The following is a 17,726-nucleotide window of genomic DNA, read 5'->3' on the forward strand; positions in this document are numbered from 1 at the left end:
GACGTAACTCCTAGTGCGGCACGATGAAGACCGCGGTTTCGGTGACGGTCAAGGCGGCATCGTCCAGTGCCACCAGCGTGACCGTGATCCTGTTCGAGCCGGGCGTGCCGGCACCATGCGGCACGCGCAGGCGGATCGGCACGGCGCGCGTCTCGGTGCTCGCCAGGCTCACTTCGTCGGCGGTCGCCAGCGTGAGACCCGGCAGGCCGTGCGCCGTGATGCGGTAGCGGTGCGCCTGTTCGGTGGTGTTCATGATCTGCAGCCGGTAGACGTTCTCGATGGCGCCGCCGTCGACCTCGCGGCCCATCGAGCCACGGTCGCGCAGCACATCCATCTTCAGCGGCGTACGCAGCGCCAGCGCCGTGCCGACGGCCAGCACCACCACCAGCAGGCCGGTGCAGTAGACCAGCACGCGCGGGCGCATGGCGCGGCGGCGAATGGCCTTTGTATCCAGTCCTTCGGCCAGGGCACGGTCGGTGCTGTAGCGGATCAGGCCGCGCGGCTGGCCGACCTTATCCATCACGACATTGCAGGCGTCGACGCAGGCGGCGCAGCCGATGCATTCGTATTGCAGGCCATTGCGGATATCGATACCGGTCGGGCACACCTGCACGCACATCGTGCAGTCGATGCAGGAGCCCGCGCCGTCGCCCTTGCCCTCGCCCTTGCCCTTCTTGCCGCGCGGTTCGCCCCGTTTGGCATCGTACGTGACGATCAGGGTATCGCGGTCGAACATCGAACTCTGGAAGCGCGCGTAGGGGCACATGTACTTGCACACCTGCTCGCGCAGCCAGCCGGCGTTGCCGTAGGTGGCCAGCGCATAGAACAGCACCCAGAACCACTCCCACGGACCGAAGGCCAGGGTGAACGAGGCCGCACCCAGGTCGAGGATGGGCGTGAAGTAGCCGACGAACGTAAAGCCCGTCCACAGCGCCACGGCGCCCCAGGCCAGGTGCTTGGCCAGCTTCCTGGCGCTCTTCTTGACGGACGGTCCCTGCCGGTCCAGCGCCATGCGCACGCTGCGCGAGCCTTCGATCTTGCGCTCGATCCACAGGAAGATTTCCGTGTACACCGTCTGCGGGCAGGCGAAGCCGCACCATACGCGTCCGGCCACGGCCGTCACGAGGAACAGCAGCCACGCGCTGATGATGAGCAGCGCGGCCAGGTAGATGAAATCCTGCGGCCACAGCACGAGGCCGAACAGGTAGAACTTGCGCGTGCCCAGGTCGAACAGCACGGCCTGGCGGCCGTTCCAGGTCAGCCACGGCAGGCCATAGAAGGCCAGCTGCGTGAGCCAGACGCACAGCCAGCGCAGGCTGGCATAGCGGCCCTTGGCTTCGCGCGGGTAGATCTCCCGCCGCGCTTCATACATGCGGATGACCTGGGGTTCCGGGGAATTCATGACGTGTCTTCGCTTCTGTTCTATTTTCGCTCGTTCGACAGGCTCCACACATAGGCCGACAGCACGTGCACCTTGCCCTCGCCGAGGAAGTCGCCGAAGGCGGGCATGGTGTTGTCGCGGCCCTTGCGGATCGTTTCCATGATGGTTTCGGCGCTGCCGCCATACAGCCACGTCTTGTCGGCCAGGTTGGGCGCGCCCATGGCCTGGTTGCCGATGCCGCCGGCACCGTGGCAGGCCATGCAGGCACCGAACTTGGATTTTCCGAACACGCTCTTGATCGGATCGGACGCGGCACTGCCGGAGAGGCTCAGCACGTAATGAGCGACGTTCTCCACATCCTGGTCCGAACCCAGCGCGGCGCCCATTGCCGGCATCACGCCGTGGCGGCCGTTCATGATGGTTGCCTTGATCGTCTCGGGCGTGCCGCCATGCAGCCAGTCCTTGTCCGTCAGGTTGGGAAAGCCCTTGTTGCCCCGTGCGTCCGAGCCGTGGCACTGGGCGCAGTAGGTCAGGAACAGCCGCTCGCCGATGGCATGGGCCTGCGGGTCGGCCGCCACGGCCTTCATGTCCTGCCGGCGGTATTTGTCGAACAGGGGGCCATAGTCGCTGTCGGCCTTGGCCAGTTCTTCCTTGTACTGGCTGGTGGCCTTCCAACCCAGCTTGCCCGCATACGAACCCAGGCCGGGGTAGAGGAACAGGTAGGCCACGCCGAACACGATGGTCAGATAAAACATCCACATCCACCAGCGCGGCATCGGCGTGTTCAGCTCCGTCAGGTCCTCGTCCCACACGTGGCCCGTGGTGCCGACCGGGCCGTCATGCCTGGCCACCTTGTATTTCGATTGCGAATACAGCAGCACGGCGCAACCGAGTACGCCCAGTACCGTCAGCACGGTGATGTACAGGTTCCAGAAGTCGCTGGTGAAATCAGACATGGCCGTTCTCCTCGTCGGCGAAGGGCAGCTGCGCCGCCTCGGCGAAATCGCCCTGCTTGCGGCGGGACCAGGCCCACGCGCAGATGCCGGCAAAGGTGATGAAGGAGATCACCGTCATCACGCGGCTGGCGTTGTCGAAAATATGGTCGAGGTTCATGGCTCAGTTCCTGGATTTGATCAAGGTGCCCATCCCTTGCAGGTAGGCGATCAGGGCGTCTTCTTCGGTCTTCTCGGCCAGCTCACCTGGCGCGGCGGCGATCTCGGCATCCGTGTAGCCGTCGCCCAGGCGGCGCAGCGCGCGCAGCTTCGGCACGATCTCCTGCGGTACCAGCTTGGTCTGCGCCAGCCATGGGTAGCCCGGCATATTCGATTCGGGCACCACGTCACGCGGGTTGCGCAGGTGGGTGCGGTGCCATTCGTCGCTGTAGCGGGCGCCGACCCGGGCCAGGTCCGGGCCGGTGCGCTTCGAGCCCCACTGGAACGGCCGGTCGAACACGAATTCGCCGGCCACCGAGTAGTGGCCATAGCGTTCCGTCTCGGCGCGGAACGGCCGCACCATCTGCGAATGGCAGGCGTAGCAGCCCTCGCGCACGTAGATGTCGCGGCCGGCCAGGCGCAGCGGCGAGTAGTGCGTCAGCCCTGCCACCGGCTCCGTCGTCGACTTCTGGAAGAACAGCGGCACGATCTCCACCGCCCCGCCCACCGATACCACCAGCGTGACGAGGGCGATCAGCAGCCAGGGGTTCTTCTCGATCCACTCATGGGAAAACTTCATGGTCATTTCTCCTTACGCCGCTTTCAGTTGCGGGATGGCGATGACGGGCGTGTCACGGCCGCGCAAGGTCATCCACGTGTTGTAGCCCATGATCACCATGCCGCTCAGGTACATGGCACCGCCGACGAAGCGCACCACGTAGTACGGGTAGGTGGCCTTGACGCTTTCGACGAAGGTGTAGGTCAAGGTGCCGTCCGGGTTCACGGCGCGCCACATCAGGCCCTGCATGACGCCGGCGATCCACATGGCGGCGATGTAGAGCACGATGCCGATGGTGGCGACCCAGAAGTGCAGGTCGATCAGGCGCGTGCTGTACATTTGCGTGCGCCCGGCCAGGCGTGGCAGCAGGTAGTAGATCGACCCCATCGTGATGAAGCCCACCCAGCCCAGCGCGCCGCCGTGGACGTGGGCGATGCCCCAGTCGGTGTAGTGCGACAGCGAGTTGACCGTCTTGATCGACATCATCGGGCCTTCGAAGGTGGCCATGCCGTAGAACGACAGCGAGACGATCATCAGCTTCAGGATCGGGTCCGTGCGCAGCTTGTGCCAGGCGCCGGACAGGGTCATGATCCCGTTGATCATGCCGCCCCACGACGGTGCCAGCAGGATCAACGAGAACACCATGCCGAGCGACTGGGTCCAGTCGGGCAAGGCGGTGTAGTGCAGGTGGTGCGGGCCGGCCCACATGTAGGTGAAGATCAGGGCCCAGAAGTGCACGATCGACAGCCGGTACGAGTACACGGGACGTTCGGCCTGTTTCGGGATGAAGTAGTACACCATGCCCAGGTAGCCGGCCGTCAGGATGAAGCCGACCGCGTTATGGCCGTACCACCACTGGATCATCGCGTCCTGCACGCCGGTGTACATCGAGTACGACTTCGTCAGCGAGGCCGGCATGCTCATGCCGTTCACCACGTGCAGCAACGTCACGGCCAGGATATAGCCGCCGAAGAACCAGTTGGCCACGTAGATGTGCTTGACCTTGCGCTGGACGATGGTACCGAAGAAGACGACGGCGTAGGCGATCCACACGATGGCGATCAGGATCGTGATGGGCCATTCCAGCTCGGCGTATTCCTTGCCGCGCGTGAGACCCATCGGCAAGGTGATGACGGCCGAGACGATGACGGCCTGCCAGCCCCAGAAGGTGAAGGCGGCCAGCTTGTCGGAGAACAGCCGCACCTGGCAGGTGCGCTGCACGACATAGTAGGAGGTGGCGAACAGGCCGCTGATGCCGAAGGCGAAGATGACGCCGTTCGTGTGCAGCGGGCGCAGGCGCCCGTAGGACAGCCACGGCACGTCGAAATTGAGCGCCGGCCAGGCCAGCTGCGCGGCGATGATGACGCCGACCAGCATGCCGATTATGCCCCACACTACGGTCGCGATGGCGAACTGCTTGACGACCTTGTAGTTGTAGTTCAGTTGTTGTTCCATTTGGGACCCCGAGAACACATGTGTTTGATGTGCCCCAAGGTTACGCAAGCGGACCCTGAAAAACTTTGATGTGGATCAAAAATTTCCACAACGAACTAAAGTGCCACACTTTGCGGGACGCCTTGCGCTACAAGGCTTCCCGCATCGCGGATGCCTTATCGTAGCGGTTCGTCATCATCCTGAAGGATGCGCAAGGCCGGTCCTTCCAGGTCGTCGAACTGGCCGTCGTCCGAGGCTTTGAAAAACACCCACAGCGCACCGAACACGAGGCCGATACTGACGGGCACCAGCAAGAACAGAGATTCCATGGATTTACTCCCTGCGCAGGCGCAGTGCGTTGACAATGACGATTGCGGAACTGGCGGCCATGCCGACGCCGGCCAGCCAGGGCCCCAGCAGGCCGAAGGCGGCGGCGGGAATCGCGACCAGGTTGTACAAAGTGGCCCAGGCCAGGTTCTGGCGGATCACGCGGGCGGTGGCGCGGGCCATCGCGGCCGCCTCCATCACCATGCCCACGCGGCCATGCAGCAGCACCGTATCCGCATGCACCTGGGCCAGCGCGGCACCGGAGCCCATCGCGAACGACACGTCGGCGGCACTGAGCACGGCCGCATCGTTGATGCCGTCGCCCACCATGGCCACCACGGCGCCCTTGCGCTGCAGGCGCTGCACGTAATCGAGCTTGCGCTCGGACAGGCAGTCGCCCAGCGCCTTGCCGATGCCCAGCTGGCGCGCCACCGCATCGGCCAGCTCCTGGCGGTCGCCACTGAGCAGCACGACCTCCTTGCCCTGGGCACGGAACCAGTCGATGGTTTCGCGTGCATCCGGCCGCAGCGCGTCGCTGATGGCGAAGCAGGCCAGCCAGTAACCGGGCGTGGCCAGCCACACGAGCGTGACGCCATCCCCGCCATCGACCATCGGCGGCGGCGTGCCGGCCAGCCCGGCCGCGTGGCGGGCATTGCCAAGCCGGTAAGCCTGGCCGTCCACCACGCCGGCCAGGCCCTGGCCCGGCGTTTCTTCCAGCTGCGTCGCCTGCACCGTAGCCGGCTGGGCCGCATGGGCAACGATGGCCCGCCCCAACGGATGCAGGCTGCCCGCTTCCAGCGCCGCAGCCACTTGCGTCGCCGCACGCGCATCCATGGCGCCGAACACGTGTAGCGCCTGAACGGCGGGCCGTCCGGCCGTCAGGGTGCCGGTCTTGTCGAACACTACATGGGTGGCGCGCTGCAGCGTTTCCAGCACGTGCGGGCGCACGACCAGGATGCCCCTGGCCAGCAGGCGGTCCGTGGCGGCGGCCAGCGCCGACGGCGTGGCCAGCGACAGCGCGCACGGGCACGACACCACCAGCACGGCAATCGCCACCGGCCAGGCACGCGCCGGATCGAACCAGCTCCAGAAGATGAAGGTAGCGGCTGCGAACACCAGCAGCGCCAGCACGAAACGGGCCGCCGTGCGGTCGGCCCACTGGGCGATCTTCGGCTTGGCCGCGCCGGCCCGTTCGACCAGTTTCAGCAGGTTGGACAGGGTGCTGTCCGCCACCGGCCGCGTCACACGCAGCACGACGGCGGCGCTGACGTTGACGGCGCCGCCCGGCACCGTGTCGCCCGGCCCCTTTGCCTGCGGGGCGCTCTCGCCGGTCAGCAGGGCCAGGTCGACGGCCGTGCGTCCTTCCACCAGGACGCCGTCGGCGGCGAAGGCTTCGCCTGGCTTGACGGCGACGTGGTCGCCCACCAGCAGCGCGGCGGCCGGCACGATGGCGGTGGCGCCGCCGGGCCACGCCGCTAGCCGGGTCGCCGATGCCGGCAGCGCGTGCTGCATGCGCTCCAGCGCACCGGCCGCCTTGCGCCGCGCCAGCAGCTCCAGCCAGCGACTGGCCAGCAGGAGGAAGATGAACATCGTCACGGAGTCGAAGTAGACGTCGCCCGCACCGCGCCACGTCGCGACGACGCTGCCGAGGAAGCCCGCGCCGATGCCCAGCGCCACCGGCACGTCCATGCCCAGCACGCGGGCCCGCAGGCTGGCCCACGCGCCGGCGAAGAAGGGTTGGGCGGAATAGACGATGGCGGGCAAGGTCAGCAGCAGGCTGGCCCAGCGCATCAGGGCTGCCATGTCGCCGTCCAGCGTGCCGTCGTCGGCCATGTATTCGGGCGCCACATACATCATCACCTGCATCATGCACAGGCCGGCCACGAACAGCTGGCGTCCCAGCGTGCGGCTGGCCTTGCGCAGCTGCTCCGTGTGGCGCGCCGCGTCATACGGATAGGCCGCGTAGCCGATGCCGCGCAGCGCCTGCAGCACATCGGATAACTGCACCTTGCCGGCCTGCCAGCGCACGGTCAGGCGCTCGGTGGCGACGTTCAGGCTGGCAACGACGACACCATCCAGGGCCAGCAGCCGGTGTTCGATCAGCCACACGCAGGCAGCGCAGCGGATGCCGTCGACCAGCAACACCGCTTCGATATCGCCTTCGGCGGCGGTGAAGCGGGGATCGCTGTCATACAGCTTCAGTTCCTGAGGCACCAGTTCAGCAGCGGTGCCGGTGGCGGCAAAGCCGGTACGCGCGCGGTAGTAACCGGCCTGGCCGATATCGACGATGGTGCGGGCCACGGCCTCGCAGCCGGGGCAGCACATGGCCCGGTCGATGCCGTCGATGGCGACGTGCCACGTGGCCTCTCCTGGTACCGGCAGGCCGCAGTGAAAACAAGGTGTGTTCATGCCCGCGCCACGCACAGGGCGTCGAGCCAGCCATGCTGCAGGCCACCGGCGAAACGCATCAGGCCAAGAACGCCGAAGGCCAGCACCAGCAGGCCGCAGGCGCGCCGCACGCCGGGCCGTTGCAGCGCCCCGCGCAAGGTGGCGCCGGCCAGGCCCAGGGCCAGCAGCATCGGCAGGGTACCCAGGCCGAAGGCCAGCATGGCGGCGGCGCCACCCGCGGCGGAACCGGACAGCAGTGCCGTCAGCAGCACGCTGTAGACCATCCCGCACGGCAGCCAGCCCCACAGGCCGCCCAGTGCGAACGCCTTCGGCAGCGTGTCCATCGGCAGCAGGGGTGTCATCAAGGGCTGCAGGTGGCGCCACAGCACGCGGCCGACCGCCTCCACCCGCGCCAGGCCTTGCCACCAGCCCGTCAGGTAAAGGCCCAGCGCGACGATCATGCCGTTCGCCAGCAGGTAGGCGATGCCCTGCCACTGGGCGACGCGGGCCAGGCTGGCCGCGCCCCCTGCCAGGCCGCCGGCCAGTGCACCGGCCGCCATGTAGCTGGCGATGCGGCCGGCGTTATAGGCCAGCACGCGCAAGGTCAGTTCTCCCACCTGCGCCATCGGCAGGGCGGCGCCTGCACCGGCGGGCACGATGGGGATCGTGCGCGCGGGCGCGCCGGCCGACAGAGCGCCGACGATGCCGCCGCACATGCCGACGCAGTGCACGCTGCCGGCCAGGCCGACGGCGAACAGGGGCAGGAGATTCATGGCGTTCAGATCGTTTTCGAGTAGCGCAGCGGCTGCGGTGCTGCGGCGGCCACGGCGTCGGCCCGGGCCTGGCGCAGGTGGCGGTCGAACACCATGCACAGGTTGCGAATCGTCAGGCGGCCCTTGGGCGTGACGGAAATCCAGTCGTCCTCGAAGGTGACGAGGCCGTCGTCGACGAATTCGGCCATCTGCGCCAGCTCGGCTGCGAAGTAATCGCGGAAGCGCACCGGCCAGGCCTGCTCGATCGACGCCACCGACAGCTCGAAATTGCACATCAGGCGCCCGATGATGAGGCGGCGCAGCAGGTCATCGCTGTCGAGCTTATAGCCGCGGGCGATGGGCAGGCGCCCTCCGTCCAGGCGGGCATAGTATTCGTCCAGCGTCTTCTCGTTCTGGCTGTAGGTGCCGTTGACGGCGCTGATGGCCGATACGCCCACGGCCACCAGGTCCATTTCCGCATGCGTCGAATAGCCCTGGAAGTTGCGGTGCAGCCGGCCCTGGCGCTGGGCCACGGCCAGGTCGTCTTCCGGCTTGGCGAAATGGTCCATGCCGATGTAGACGTAGCCGGCCGCCGTCAGCCGGCTGATGCACAGCGCCAGCATGTCCAGCTTCACCTGCGGGGCCGGCAGGTCGGCGTCGAGGATGCGGCGCTGCGGCTTGAACAGGTGCGGCATGTGGGCGTAGTTGTACAAGGCAATGCGGTCCGGATTGGCCACGATCACCTTCGACAGGGTTTGCTCCATCGTCGTCATGTTCTGCTTGGGCAGGCCGTAGATCAGGTCCATGCTGAGCGAGCGGAAGCCGGCGCTGCGGGCCGCCGCCATGATGGCGATGGTGTCCTCGGCCGGCTGGATGCGGTTGACGGCCTTCTGCACGTCCGGATCGAAGTCCTGCACCCCCAGGCTGAGGCGGTTGAAACCCTGCCGGCGCAGCGACCGCACGCGCGCTGCGTCCACCGTGCGGGGATCGATCTCGATCGAGTATTCGCCTTCCACGTCGTCGGCAAACGCGAAGTTGCGGCGCAGGTGGGCCATCAGGTCTTCCATCTGGCGGTCGCTGAAATAGGTGGGCGTGCCGCCGCCGAAATGCAGCTGCTCGACCCGGTTCATGCCGGCGAACAGCTTGCCCTGCATGTCGATTTCCTGCTTCAGGTAGTCCAGGTAGGTGGCCGCCTTGCTGCGGTCCTTCGTGACGATCTTGTTGCAGGCGCAGTAGTAGCAGATGGTGTCGCAGAAAGGCACGTGGACGTACAGCGACAGGGCCCGCCGCCCGCCCCGCAAGGTCAGGCCCGCCAGCGCTTCGAGGAAGTTGCCGTAGCCGAAGGCGGGCGTGAAGCGGTCCGCCGTCGGGTACGAGGTGTAGCGCGGCCCGGCCGTGCTGAGCTTCTTGACGACGTCGGGATCGAACTGCACTTGAGGGACGGCGGGGGCGTTCATGATGGGCTCTTTCAGGGTCAGGCGGCCAGGCGCTTGGTGCCGTTGGCCGCGGCGGGGCGCACCGCCTTGGCGCGCGAGGTGGGGGCGGACTTGGCGAACTTGAACAGGCTGACGGCCTCGGTCAGGCCGCTGGCTTCCTCGGCCAGGCTGCCGGCGGCGGCCGCCGCTTCCTCGACCAGGGCGGCGTTCTGCTGCGTGACCTGGTCCATGTGGGCGATGGCCTTGTTGACCTGGTCGACGCCGGCACTCTGCTCGCGCGAGGCGATCGAGATTTCCTGCATGATGCTGGTGACGTGCTGCACGGACGTGACGACCTGCTCCATCGTGGCGCCGGCCCGGTGGGCCCGCTCCATGCCCGTGTCGACCTTCGACACGGACACCTCGATCAGGTGCTTGATGTCCTTGGCGGCGGCCGACGAGCGCTGCGCCAGGTTGCGCACTTCACCCGCCACGACGGCGAAGCCGCGGCCCTGTTCACCGGCGCGGGCCGCCTCGACGGCTGCGTTCAGCGCCAGGATATTGGTCTGGAAGGCGATGCCTTCGATCAGGCCGATGATGTCGACGATCTGGCGCGAGGAGCGGTTGATTTCGTCCATCGTGGCGATCACTTCCGAGACGATGGCGCCGCCCTGCACGGCCACATCGGATGCGGCGACGGCCAGCGTGTTGGCCTGCACAGAATTGTCGGCATTGGCCTTCACCGTGGACGAGAACTGGTCGATCGACGAGGCGGTTTCCTCCAGGCTGGCCGCCTGCGCTTCGGTGCGGCCGGACAGGTCGGCGTTGCCGGCGGCGATCTGGCGCGTGGCCACGGCCATCGTCTCGACATTGACGCGCACGTCGCGGATGGTGGCGATCAGGTTGCTGTTCATCTGCTGCAGGGCGCGCAGCAGCTGGCCCGCTTCGTCCGTGCTGTGGGTGTCGAAGCTGCCGGACAGGTCGCCGGCGGCGATGCGGCGGGCCCCGTCGATGGCGCGCGCCAAAGGCTGCAGCATGCCCGTGCGCAGCGTGTGCCACAGGAAGACGTTGATCAACAGGCCCAGGAAGGTGGCGCCGAAGATGCCGTAGCGCAGGGCACCCGTGGTGGTGTCGGCGAACAGGCTGGCGATGCATACGCCCAGCAGCAGCGTGTTGACGATGCTGGTCGACAGCCAGATGCGCATCGCCAGCGATACGTGGGACAGCCGTGCCAAGAGGTGCGGCAGGCCGCGGCGGATCACCTGGCCGTTGCGGATCTCGACGCTGTTGTCGCCGGCGGCCAGCGCGGCATAGGCGGCGCTGGCGCTGTCGATGTGGCGACGCTCGGCGCGCACGCGCACCGACATGTAGCCGACGGTGCGCCCGTTTTCCTTGATGGGCGTGACGTTGGCCCGCACCCAGTAGAAGTCGCCGTTCTTGCAGCGGTTCTTGACGATGCCCGTCCACGGCATGCCGGCGCGGATCGAGGCCCACAGGTCGGCAAAGGCCTGGGGCGGCATGTCCGGATGGCGCACGATGTTCTGTGGCGCACCGATCAGTTCGGCCTCGGTGAAGCCGCTGACCTGGATGAAGTAGGGATTGACGTAGACGATGTTACCGTCCAGGTCGGTTTTCGAGACGATGGCCTGGTCGGGATCGAGATCCACTTCCTGGTTCGTGACGGGCAAGTTCTTGCGCATCGGTTTCACTCCTGAGCCTGTGTTTGTTGGGCGGCACCCTCGGGGGCGCTCTGTCCTGTGTTGTGATTATTTCTAGGTGGCAATACGCCACAAGATTCAGTGTAGGGATGCGGAGGGGCAATTTCCTTGATGTAGATCAAAATTTCAGGAATGCAGAATGGCTTCGCCACAGCCGCAACAAGGGTTGTCACGGCGGTGGTGACAAAGCATCAACGGCTAAGGGGCGGCGTGGGGAATCAGGCGCTGCCGGCCATCAGCGGCCGCAGCTCGCCCACCGCATGGCCCTGGGCATAATCGACGCCCAGGGTGCGGATCAAGGTGAGCGTTTCGTCATCTTCGACATACTCGGCCACGGTGCGGATGCCCATCACGTGGCCCACTTCGTTGATGGCCTTGACGAGGGCACAGTTGATGGCATTGCTGCGGATATCGCGGATGAACATGCCGTCGATCTTCAGGTAGTCCACCGGCAGCGCCTTCAGGTAGGCGAAGGACGACAGGCCGGCGCCGAAGTCGTCCAGCGAGAAGCGGCAGCCCATCGCGCGCAGGCGTGCCATAAAGGCCTGGGCTTTCGGCAGGTGCGTGATGGCGGCCGTTTCCGTCACTTCGAAGCAGATCTGTTCCGGCGCCACTTCGTTCTGCACGAACTGGTCGACGATGTAGTCGTGCAGGTGGTCGTCCGACAGCGACATGCCGGACAGGTTGATCGAGTACCGGGCCGGCGTGCGGTGGCGACTGGCGACGAAGTCCGCCTCCAGCGGCAGGCTGTCGCGCAAGGTCTTCACGTGGCGGCAGACGGCGCGGATCACCCAGCGGTCGATCGATACCATCATGTCATAGCGTTCGGCGGCGGGAATGAAGTCACCCGGCGGTACCAGTTCGCCGTCGGGGTCGAGCAGGCGGACCAGTACTTCCTCGTGCGTCTCGGCCGGTTCGTGCAGGCTGACGATGGGCAGCGCATACAGGCGGAAGGCGTGCTGCTCGAACGCTTCCTTCAGGCGGCCGATCCACTGCATCTCGCCGCGGCGCTGCGCCAGCATCAGGTCGGACTCCTGGTAGAGGTGGATGCGGTTGCGGCCCTGCTCCTTGGCCAGCGCGCAGGCCTGGTCGGCCGCCGTCAGCAGGTCGGTGGTGGACTTGCTGTCGGCGTCGATGACGGCCACGCCGATGCTGGCTCCCAGCTGGAACTGCTTGTCTTCCCACGTGAAGTCGAAATCGCGGATGGCCCGGCGCAGCATGTCGGCCAGCAGCATGGCGCGCTCGGGCGGGCAATGGGGCAGCAGCACGCCCAGCTCGTCGCCGCCCAGGCGCGCCAGCAGGTCGCTGTCGCGCAAGTGGGTCAGCAGCATGCGCGTGAGCAGCTGCAGCAGCACGTCGCCGCCAGCGTGGCCGCAGGTGTCGTTGACGATGTGGAACTGGTCCAGGTCGATATACAGCAGTGCGTGGACGTGGTTTTCATGGCGCGCCGTGTGCAGCGCGCGGGCCACCGCATCCTCGAATTCGCGCCGGTTGATCAGGCCCGTGAGGGTGTCGTGGCTGGCGTACCAGGAAATCTGCTGCGCCAGCTTGCGTTCGTGGCTGATGTCGCGAAACACCAGCACGGCGCCCAGCAGCTCGCCGTCACGCGACCAGATCGGCGCGGCCGACAGTTCCACTGCCACGCGGCGCTCGTCATGCGTCACCAGCTGGCTACGCGGCGACACGGCGATCAGCTGGCGCTGGCGCAGGCAGCGCTGCGCCACGTTGTCGGCCGGCTCGCCGGTGACTTCGTCGACCAGTTGCAGTACGGCGCCCACGTCGACGCCGCGCGCCTGCTCCAGCGGCCATCCCGTCAGGTGCTCGGCCACCCGGTTCAGGTAGCGGGTACGGCCCTTGACGTCCGTCGTGACGACGGCGTCGCCGATCGAACCCAGGGTGATCTCGGCCAGTTCGCGCTGCTGGTGGTTGTGCAGTTCCTGCAGTTTCTGGCCGGTGGCATCCCAGACGATGCCCAGGGCCTCCCCGCTGCCCCGGCTGCGGCTGGCAGTGCCGCGCGCGGCCAGCCAGTGCACCGATCGGTCGGGCCACACGACGCGGTATTCGAAGTCGTAGGTGCCGCGCGCCTCCAGGGCCTCGCGCAGGATGGCGGCGACGGCGGCGCGGTCTTCGGGATGGACGATGTCGAGGAACTGTTCGAAGGGCTGGTCGAAGGCGCGGCGGGGAACGCCCAGCAGCGCGGCGCCGCCGGGCGACCAGTGCACCGTGCCCCGCTCGACGGCCTTGGGGGTGCATCGCTCGAATGTGGCATGCCAGACTGCCATGCGCGCAGCGCGCAGGGCCTGCTCGTTGCGCCCGCCCGGAATATTCATCGTCCCTCCCGCACTGCCGTTAAGACAGACGGGCGGACGAAAGGTTCACGGGAAACCTTACACGGTGTCGGTGGACGCTGTCTTTTCCTTGCCGCCGGCGATGTCGCGCACGTTCTTCTGCACGGCCACGGCAGCGAACAGGCTCAGGATATAGGCCATCGCATAGAAGCCTTTCTCGCTCGGGGCCAGGGTGGCATTGAACAGGCCGACGCCCAGCAGGCCCAGGGCCAGCAGGGTGGAAATCCAGCACAATGCGAAGTACATGCCCGTGACGGGCGTGCCTTCCATGCGGTCGCGCACGGATTTCTGCAGCGAGACGGCGGAGAACAGGCCGTACAACAGCACCGTCAGGTAGTAGCCCTTTTCGTTCAGCGGCATGGTGGAATTGAACAGGCCGGCCAGGTAGGCACCGGCGCCGATCAGCATGGCGACCCAGGCGGCGCCGACAAAGGCGGCGGTCGGACGTTGTACGTTCTGCATTGCATTCTCTCCCTCAGGCGCGGCAAGGCGCCGCGCCCGAATGATAGCAAATTACTAAGCGGCTTTCTTGAATTTGCGCAACACTTTGCCGGCCACGGTGACGACGGCCAGCACGATGGCGCCGACAATCACGCCCACGACGATATCGGCCACGTGCGGCGTGACGACTGCCAGCACGGGGCCGATGCCACCGATGGTGCCGGCCGACGCGGCCGCCTGTTCGATGGCGTGGTGCAGGAACGGAATGCCGTGCGTCAGGATGCCGCCGCCGACCATGAACATGGCCACCGTGCCCAGTACGGCCAGCAGCTTCATCAGCTTCGGCGCGGCGGCCAGCAGGAAGCGGCCCAGGCCGCGCAGCAGGCCCATGCCGCTGCCCTGGCGCTCGGTCAGGTACAGGCCGGCGTCATCCATCTTGACGATGGCGGCGACCAGGCCGTACACGCCCACCGTCATGATGGCGGCAATGGCGACCAGCACGGCGACCTGCTGGCTGAACGGCGCGTTCGACACGGTGCCCAGCGAAATGACGATGATCTCGGCCGACAGGATGAAGTCGGTGCGGATGGCGCCCTTGATCTTTTCCTTCTCCAGTGCGCACAGGTCGACTTCAGGGTCGGCCACGGCGGCGACCAGTTCGGCATGATGCTGGGCGTCTTCTTCCGGGCTGTGCAGGAACTTGTGGGCCAGCTTCTCGAAGCCTTCGAAGCACAGGAAGGCGCCGCCGATCATCAACAGCGGAATGACGGCCCAATCCGCCCAGGCGCTGATGGCCAGCGCGGCGGGCACGAGGATCGCCTTGTTCTTCAGCGAGCCGACGGCCACGGCCCATACGACGGGGAGTTCGCGGTCGGCCTTGACGCCGGCAACCTGCTGGGCATTGAGGGCCAGATCGTCGCCCAGCACGCCGGCGGTTTTTTTCGCGGCCACCTTGCTCATGGCGGCTACGTCGTCGAGAATGGTGGCGATATCGTCGATCAGGGCAAGCAGGCTGGATCCGGCCATTGGTGGCTCTCTCTAAGGGAAGTGGTTGGACCGGCAATCTTACCGCACTCGGCCTGTTGCAGACGCCCACGACGGCATGCCATTCCCTACAATATTGTTTTTTCTTGGAAATATCGCCATGAACTTCGCCACCTGGCTCGGTTTTGCCCTGTCCGCCATCCTGATTGCCGTCTCGCCCGGTTCGGGCGCCGTGCTGTCGATGTCGCACGGCCTGTCGTACGGCGTCAAGAAGGCCAGCGCCACCGTGATGGGCCTGCAACTGGGCCTGCTGCTGGTGCTGTTCATTGCCGGCGCGGGCGTCGGCTCGCTGCTGCTGGCGTCGGAACTGGCATTCAATATCGTCAAGACGGTGGGCGCCCTGTACCTGATCTGGCTGGGCCTGTCGCAATGGCGCGCCAGGGTGGACGACGGGGCCGGCCTGGACGTGACGAGGCAGGCGGCCCTGCCGTCCACGGGCCGGCGCGTGCTGACGGGCTTCCTGACGAATGCGACGAACCCGAAAGGCATCATCTTCATGGTGGCCGTGCTGCCCCAGTTCATTACGCAAGGCCAGCCCGTGCTGCCGCAGCTGTTGATCCTGGCCGTGACGATGGTGGCCATCGACATGACGGTCATGCACGGCTACGCGCTGCTGGCCTCGACGATGCAGGGCTATTTCCGCGACGCCCGCGCCATGCGCACGCAGAACCGCGTGTTCGGCGGCTTGCTGATGGCCGTCGGCACGGCGCTGTTCTTCGTCAAGCGCGGCCCCGCCTGAGGCGCGATGGTGCGCCAGCCTGGGCTTGTGCAATAAATTGTAACGGCCGTCGGCGCCCGGCCGCGCTGGACGTTAACCGTGGATAACGCTCCGGAGACATCATGAACCGCAAGACCCTGCACTTCCTGGCATTGGCCGCCCTGGTGGCGGTTTCGTCCCTGGCCCTGGCGGACCCGCCCGCCCGCGTCGGCCGCATAGCCGCCGCCGAGGGCAAGGTCACGGTACGCACCGACGAGGGCACGGAAACGGGGTCGCTGCTGAACTGGCCCGTGACGACGGACAACCGCATCACCACCGCCAGCGGCGCCCGCGCCGAAGTGCGGGTGGGCTCGGCCGCCATCCGCCTCGACGGCGACAGTGAATTGGAAATCGAGCAGCTGGACGACGACGTGATGCGCCTGCGCCTGCACTACGGCACCGCCAGCGTGCGCGTGCGGGGCGCCGAAATGCTGGGCGGCTTCGAGCTGACCACGCCGCAGGCGCGGGTGCTGCTGACCGAGCCGGGCGCCGTGCGCGTCGACACCGAGCGCGCGCCCGACACCACCGTCGTCACGACCTTGCAGGGCACCGCCCGCGTCGAAGGCGCCGGCACCACGTTGACGCTGCGTTCCGGCCGGCGCGCCGAAGTGGCGGGCGACGACGTGCTGACGGGCCAGGCCCGCAGCGACAGCTTCGACAGCTGGGTGCAGAACCGCGACCGGCGCGACGAGACGGCCATCGCGACGCGCTACATCCCGTCGGACGTTACCGGTTACGAAGAACTGGACCATTACGGCAGCTGGACCGTCAGCACCGAGTATGGCCCCCTGTGGGCGCCGCGTTCGGTGCCGTCCGACTGGGCGCCCTACCGCGACGGCCGCTGGACCTGGCTGTCGCCATGGGGCTGGACGTGGGTCGACAACGCGCCCTGGGGCTATGCGCCCAGCCATTACGGCCGCTGGGTGCTGGTCAACCGTCGCTGGTGCTGGGCCCCGGGCCGCGCCACGGGCCGCCACGTGTGGGCACCGGCGCTGGTCGGCTGGGTCGGCGGCGCGCAGTGGGATGTCAATTTCGGTCACCGCCACCGCGGCCCCGGGCTGGGCTGGTATCCGCTGTCGCCGCGCGACCGCTATGAGCCGCCCTACCGCGTCACGCCCCAGTACCGCGATCGCCTGGGCCTGATCTACAGCACCCGCAAGCAGATTCTCGATGGCCGCGAAGGCCGCGACGGCCGCCGCGACGGCCTGACGGTCATTCCGCACGATCGCTTCCAGCAGCGCCGCACCGTGGCCGTCGGCCAGGCGCCCCGCGCCACCGCGTTCCCGAACGCGATTCCCGTGCTGCCTGAAGGCGTGGCCGTGCCGCCGGCCGGCGTTCCCGTGCGCCAGCGCCCCTTGAGCACCGATATCAACCGCGACGGCATCGTCGACCGCCTGCAGCGCGACCGTAACCGGGATGGCGTGGCCGACGGCATGCAGGGCCCGGACCGCAACCGCGACGGCATCGCCGACCGGGCCCAGACGGCTGACCTGAATCGCGACGGTATCCCGGACGGCATGCAGCCGCGTCCCCGCGAAACGGGGCCGGAACGGGGGCCGGAACGCGACCGCAACCGCGACGGTGTCGCCGATACGTTCCAGGGCCGCGACCGCAACCGTGACGGCATCAACGACCGGCTCCAGCGCGACATCAACCATGATGGCATTCCCGACCGTGCCCAGGGCGTGACCGATCCCCGCGCCGACCGCAACCGCGACGGCATTCCGGACCGGGCGCAGGGCCATGTCATTTCCACCATGCCCGGCCAGGCTGCCGGCAACCCCGCCACGCGCAATCCCGTGGTGCCGGCGCCGCCACCCCAGTTCAACGCGCCTCGCGGCCCGGCCGAGCAGCAGGCCGAACGCCGCCGCGAAGTGATGGATGCCCAGGTCGAGCGGCGCCGCGAGATCCTGGACAACCGGCGCCAGGAGATGCAGCGTGCAGCGCCCCCGGCGGCCGCCGCCCCGCCCCCGATGGCCGCGCCACGCCCCGTGATCGCACCGCCGCCTCC

At 67.3% G+C, this 17,726-nt stretch carries 15 protein-coding genes; 2 read left to right on the forward strand and 13 right to left on the reverse strand.

The window, feature by feature from the left end; translation table 11 throughout:
* Positions 1–10: 10 nt before the first annotated feature.
* The 13 genes from ccoG to GM672_RS06925 all read right to left on the reverse strand — a co-directional run bounded on the left by ccoG (position 11) and on the right by GM672_RS06925 (position 14,940).
* Positions 11–1,402 (reverse strand): cytochrome c oxidase accessory protein CcoG, encoded by a 1,392-nt coding sequence (ccoG, locus tag GM672_RS06865; protein WP_155469786.1) that lies wholly within the window; start codon positions 1,400–1,402, stop codon positions 11–13.
* A 20-nt stretch (positions 1,403–1,422) separates the two neighbouring features.
* Positions 1,423–2,337, reverse strand: a complete 915-nt coding sequence (gene ccoP / locus GM672_RS06870) for a cytochrome-c oxidase, cbb3-type subunit III (RefSeq protein WP_155469787.1) — start codon at positions 2,335–2,337, stop codon at positions 1,423–1,425.
* Positions 2,330–2,494 (reverse strand): cbb3-type cytochrome oxidase subunit 3, encoded by a 165-nt coding sequence (locus GM672_RS06875; RefSeq protein WP_155469788.1) that lies wholly within the window; start codon positions 2,492–2,494, stop codon positions 2,330–2,332. Before GM672_RS06875 ends, ccoP begins: the two co-directional genes overlap by 8 nt.
* Positions 2,495–2,497: 3 nt before the next feature.
* A complete protein-coding gene (gene ccoO / locus GM672_RS06880; RefSeq protein ID WP_155469789.1) occupies positions 2,498–3,112 on the reverse strand; it encodes a cytochrome-c oxidase, cbb3-type subunit II in 615 nt (204 codons plus the stop codon).
* A 12-nt stretch (positions 3,113–3,124) separates the two neighbouring features.
* Positions 3,125–4,546 (reverse strand): cytochrome-c oxidase, cbb3-type subunit I, encoded by a 1,422-nt coding sequence (ccoN, locus tag GM672_RS06885; RefSeq protein WP_155469790.1) that lies wholly within the window; start codon positions 4,544–4,546, stop codon positions 3,125–3,127.
* Positions 4,547–4,701: 155 nt separating this feature from the next.
* Positions 4,702–4,854, reverse strand: coding sequence for a cbb3-type cytochrome oxidase assembly protein CcoS (gene ccoS / locus GM672_RS06890; RefSeq protein ID WP_155469791.1), 153 nt, complete (start codon positions 4,852–4,854; stop codon positions 4,702–4,704).
* Positions 4,855–4,858: 4 nt separating this feature from the next.
* A complete protein-coding gene (locus GM672_RS06895) occupies positions 4,859–7,261 on the reverse strand; it encodes a heavy metal translocating P-type ATPase (RefSeq protein ID WP_155469792.1) in 2,403 nt (800 codons plus the stop codon).
* Complete coding sequence (locus GM672_RS06900; protein ID WP_155469806.1) at positions 7,258–8,022, reverse strand: sulfite exporter TauE/SafE family protein; 765 nt, start codon at positions 8,020–8,022, stop codon at positions 7,258–7,260. The genes GM672_RS06895 and GM672_RS06900 overlap by 4 nt, the downstream gene beginning before the upstream one ends.
* Positions 8,019–9,449, reverse strand: a complete 1,431-nt coding sequence (gene hemN / locus GM672_RS06905; RefSeq protein WP_155469793.1) for an oxygen-independent coproporphyrinogen III oxidase — start codon at positions 9,447–9,449, stop codon at positions 8,019–8,021. The genes GM672_RS06900 and hemN overlap by 4 nt, the downstream gene beginning before the upstream one ends.
* A gap of 17 nt (positions 9,450–9,466) precedes the next feature.
* Entirely contained in the window at positions 9,467–11,107 is a 1,641-nt protein-coding gene (locus GM672_RS06910) for a methyl-accepting chemotaxis protein (protein WP_155469794.1), read from the reverse strand.
* A gap of 236 nt (positions 11,108–11,343) precedes the next feature.
* Complete coding sequence (locus GM672_RS06915) at positions 11,344–13,455, reverse strand: EAL domain-containing protein (RefSeq protein WP_155469795.1); 2,112 nt, start codon at positions 13,453–13,455, stop codon at positions 11,344–11,346.
* Positions 13,456–13,512: 57 nt separating this feature from the next.
* Positions 13,513–13,935, reverse strand: a complete 423-nt coding sequence (yiaA, locus tag GM672_RS06920) for an inner membrane protein YiaA (protein ID WP_155469796.1) — start codon at positions 13,933–13,935, stop codon at positions 13,513–13,515.
* 54 nt (positions 13,936–13,989) lie between these two features.
* Positions 13,990–14,940, reverse strand: a complete 951-nt coding sequence (locus GM672_RS06925) for a DUF808 domain-containing protein (protein WP_155469797.1) — start codon at positions 14,938–14,940, stop codon at positions 13,990–13,992.
* Positions 14,941–15,058: 118 nt separating this feature from the next.
* Here GM672_RS06925 and GM672_RS06930 point away from each other — a divergent pair, with 118 nt between their 5' ends.
* Both GM672_RS06930 and GM672_RS06935 read left to right on the forward strand, forming a co-directional pair.
* A complete protein-coding gene (locus GM672_RS06930; RefSeq protein ID WP_155469798.1) occupies positions 15,059–15,697 on the forward strand; it encodes a LysE family transporter in 639 nt (212 codons plus the stop codon).
* 101 nt (positions 15,698–15,798) lie between these two features.
* Positions 15,799–17,726: DUF6600 domain-containing protein (locus GM672_RS06935; RefSeq protein WP_155469799.1), on the forward strand; the 1,928-nt coding region annotated here is incomplete at its 3' end.

Origin of the sequence: Pseudoduganella buxea, assembly GCF_009720835.1 — a bacterium.
Lineage (GTDB): Bacteria > Pseudomonadota > Gammaproteobacteria > Burkholderiales > Burkholderiaceae_D > Rugamonas > Rugamonas buxea.

Coding starts and splice junctions, on each gene's coding strand:
- GM672_RS06925 (WP_155469797.1), bottom strand. CDS start 14,940: ATGGCCGGATCCAGCCTGCTTGCCCTGATCGACGATATCGCCACCATT.
- ccoO (WP_155469789.1), bottom strand. CDS start 3,112: ATGAAGTTTTCCCATGAGTGGATCGAGAAGAACCCCTGGCTGCTGATC.
- hemN (WP_155469793.1), bottom strand. CDS start 9,449: ATGAACGCCCCCGCCGTCCCTCAAGTGCAGTTCGATCCCGACGTCGTC.
- yiaA (WP_155469796.1), bottom strand. CDS start 13,935: ATGCAGAACGTACAACGTCCGACCGCCGCCTTTGTCGGCGCCGCCTGG.
- ccoN (WP_155469790.1), bottom strand. CDS start 4,546: ATGGAACAACAACTGAACTACAACTACAAGGTCGTCAAGCAGTTCGCC.
- GM672_RS06915 (WP_155469795.1), bottom strand. CDS start 13,455: ATGAATATTCCGGGCGGGCGCAACGAGCAGGCCCTGCGCGCTGCGCGC.
- GM672_RS06895 (WP_155469792.1), bottom strand. CDS start 7,261: ATGAACACACCTTGTTTTCACTGCGGCCTGCCGGTACCAGGAGAGGCC.
- ccoP (WP_155469787.1), bottom strand. CDS start 2,337: ATGTCTGATTTCACCAGCGACTTCTGGAACCTGTACATCACCGTGCTG.
- GM672_RS06910 (WP_155469794.1), bottom strand. CDS start 11,107: ATGCGCAAGAACTTGCCCGTCACGAACCAGGAAGTGGATCTCGATCCC.
- ccoG (WP_155469786.1), bottom strand. CDS start 1,402: ATGAATTCCCCGGAACCCCAGGTCATCCGCATGTATGAAGCGCGGCGG.
- GM672_RS06875 (WP_155469788.1), bottom strand. CDS start 2,494: ATGAACCTCGACCATATTTTCGACAACGCCAGCCGCGTGATGACGGTG.
- GM672_RS06930 (WP_155469798.1), top strand. CDS start 15,059: ATGAACTTCGCCACCTGGCTCGGTTTTGCCCTGTCCGCCATCCTGATT.
- ccoS (WP_155469791.1), bottom strand. CDS start 4,854: ATGGAATCTCTGTTCTTGCTGGTGCCCGTCAGTATCGGCCTCGTGTTC.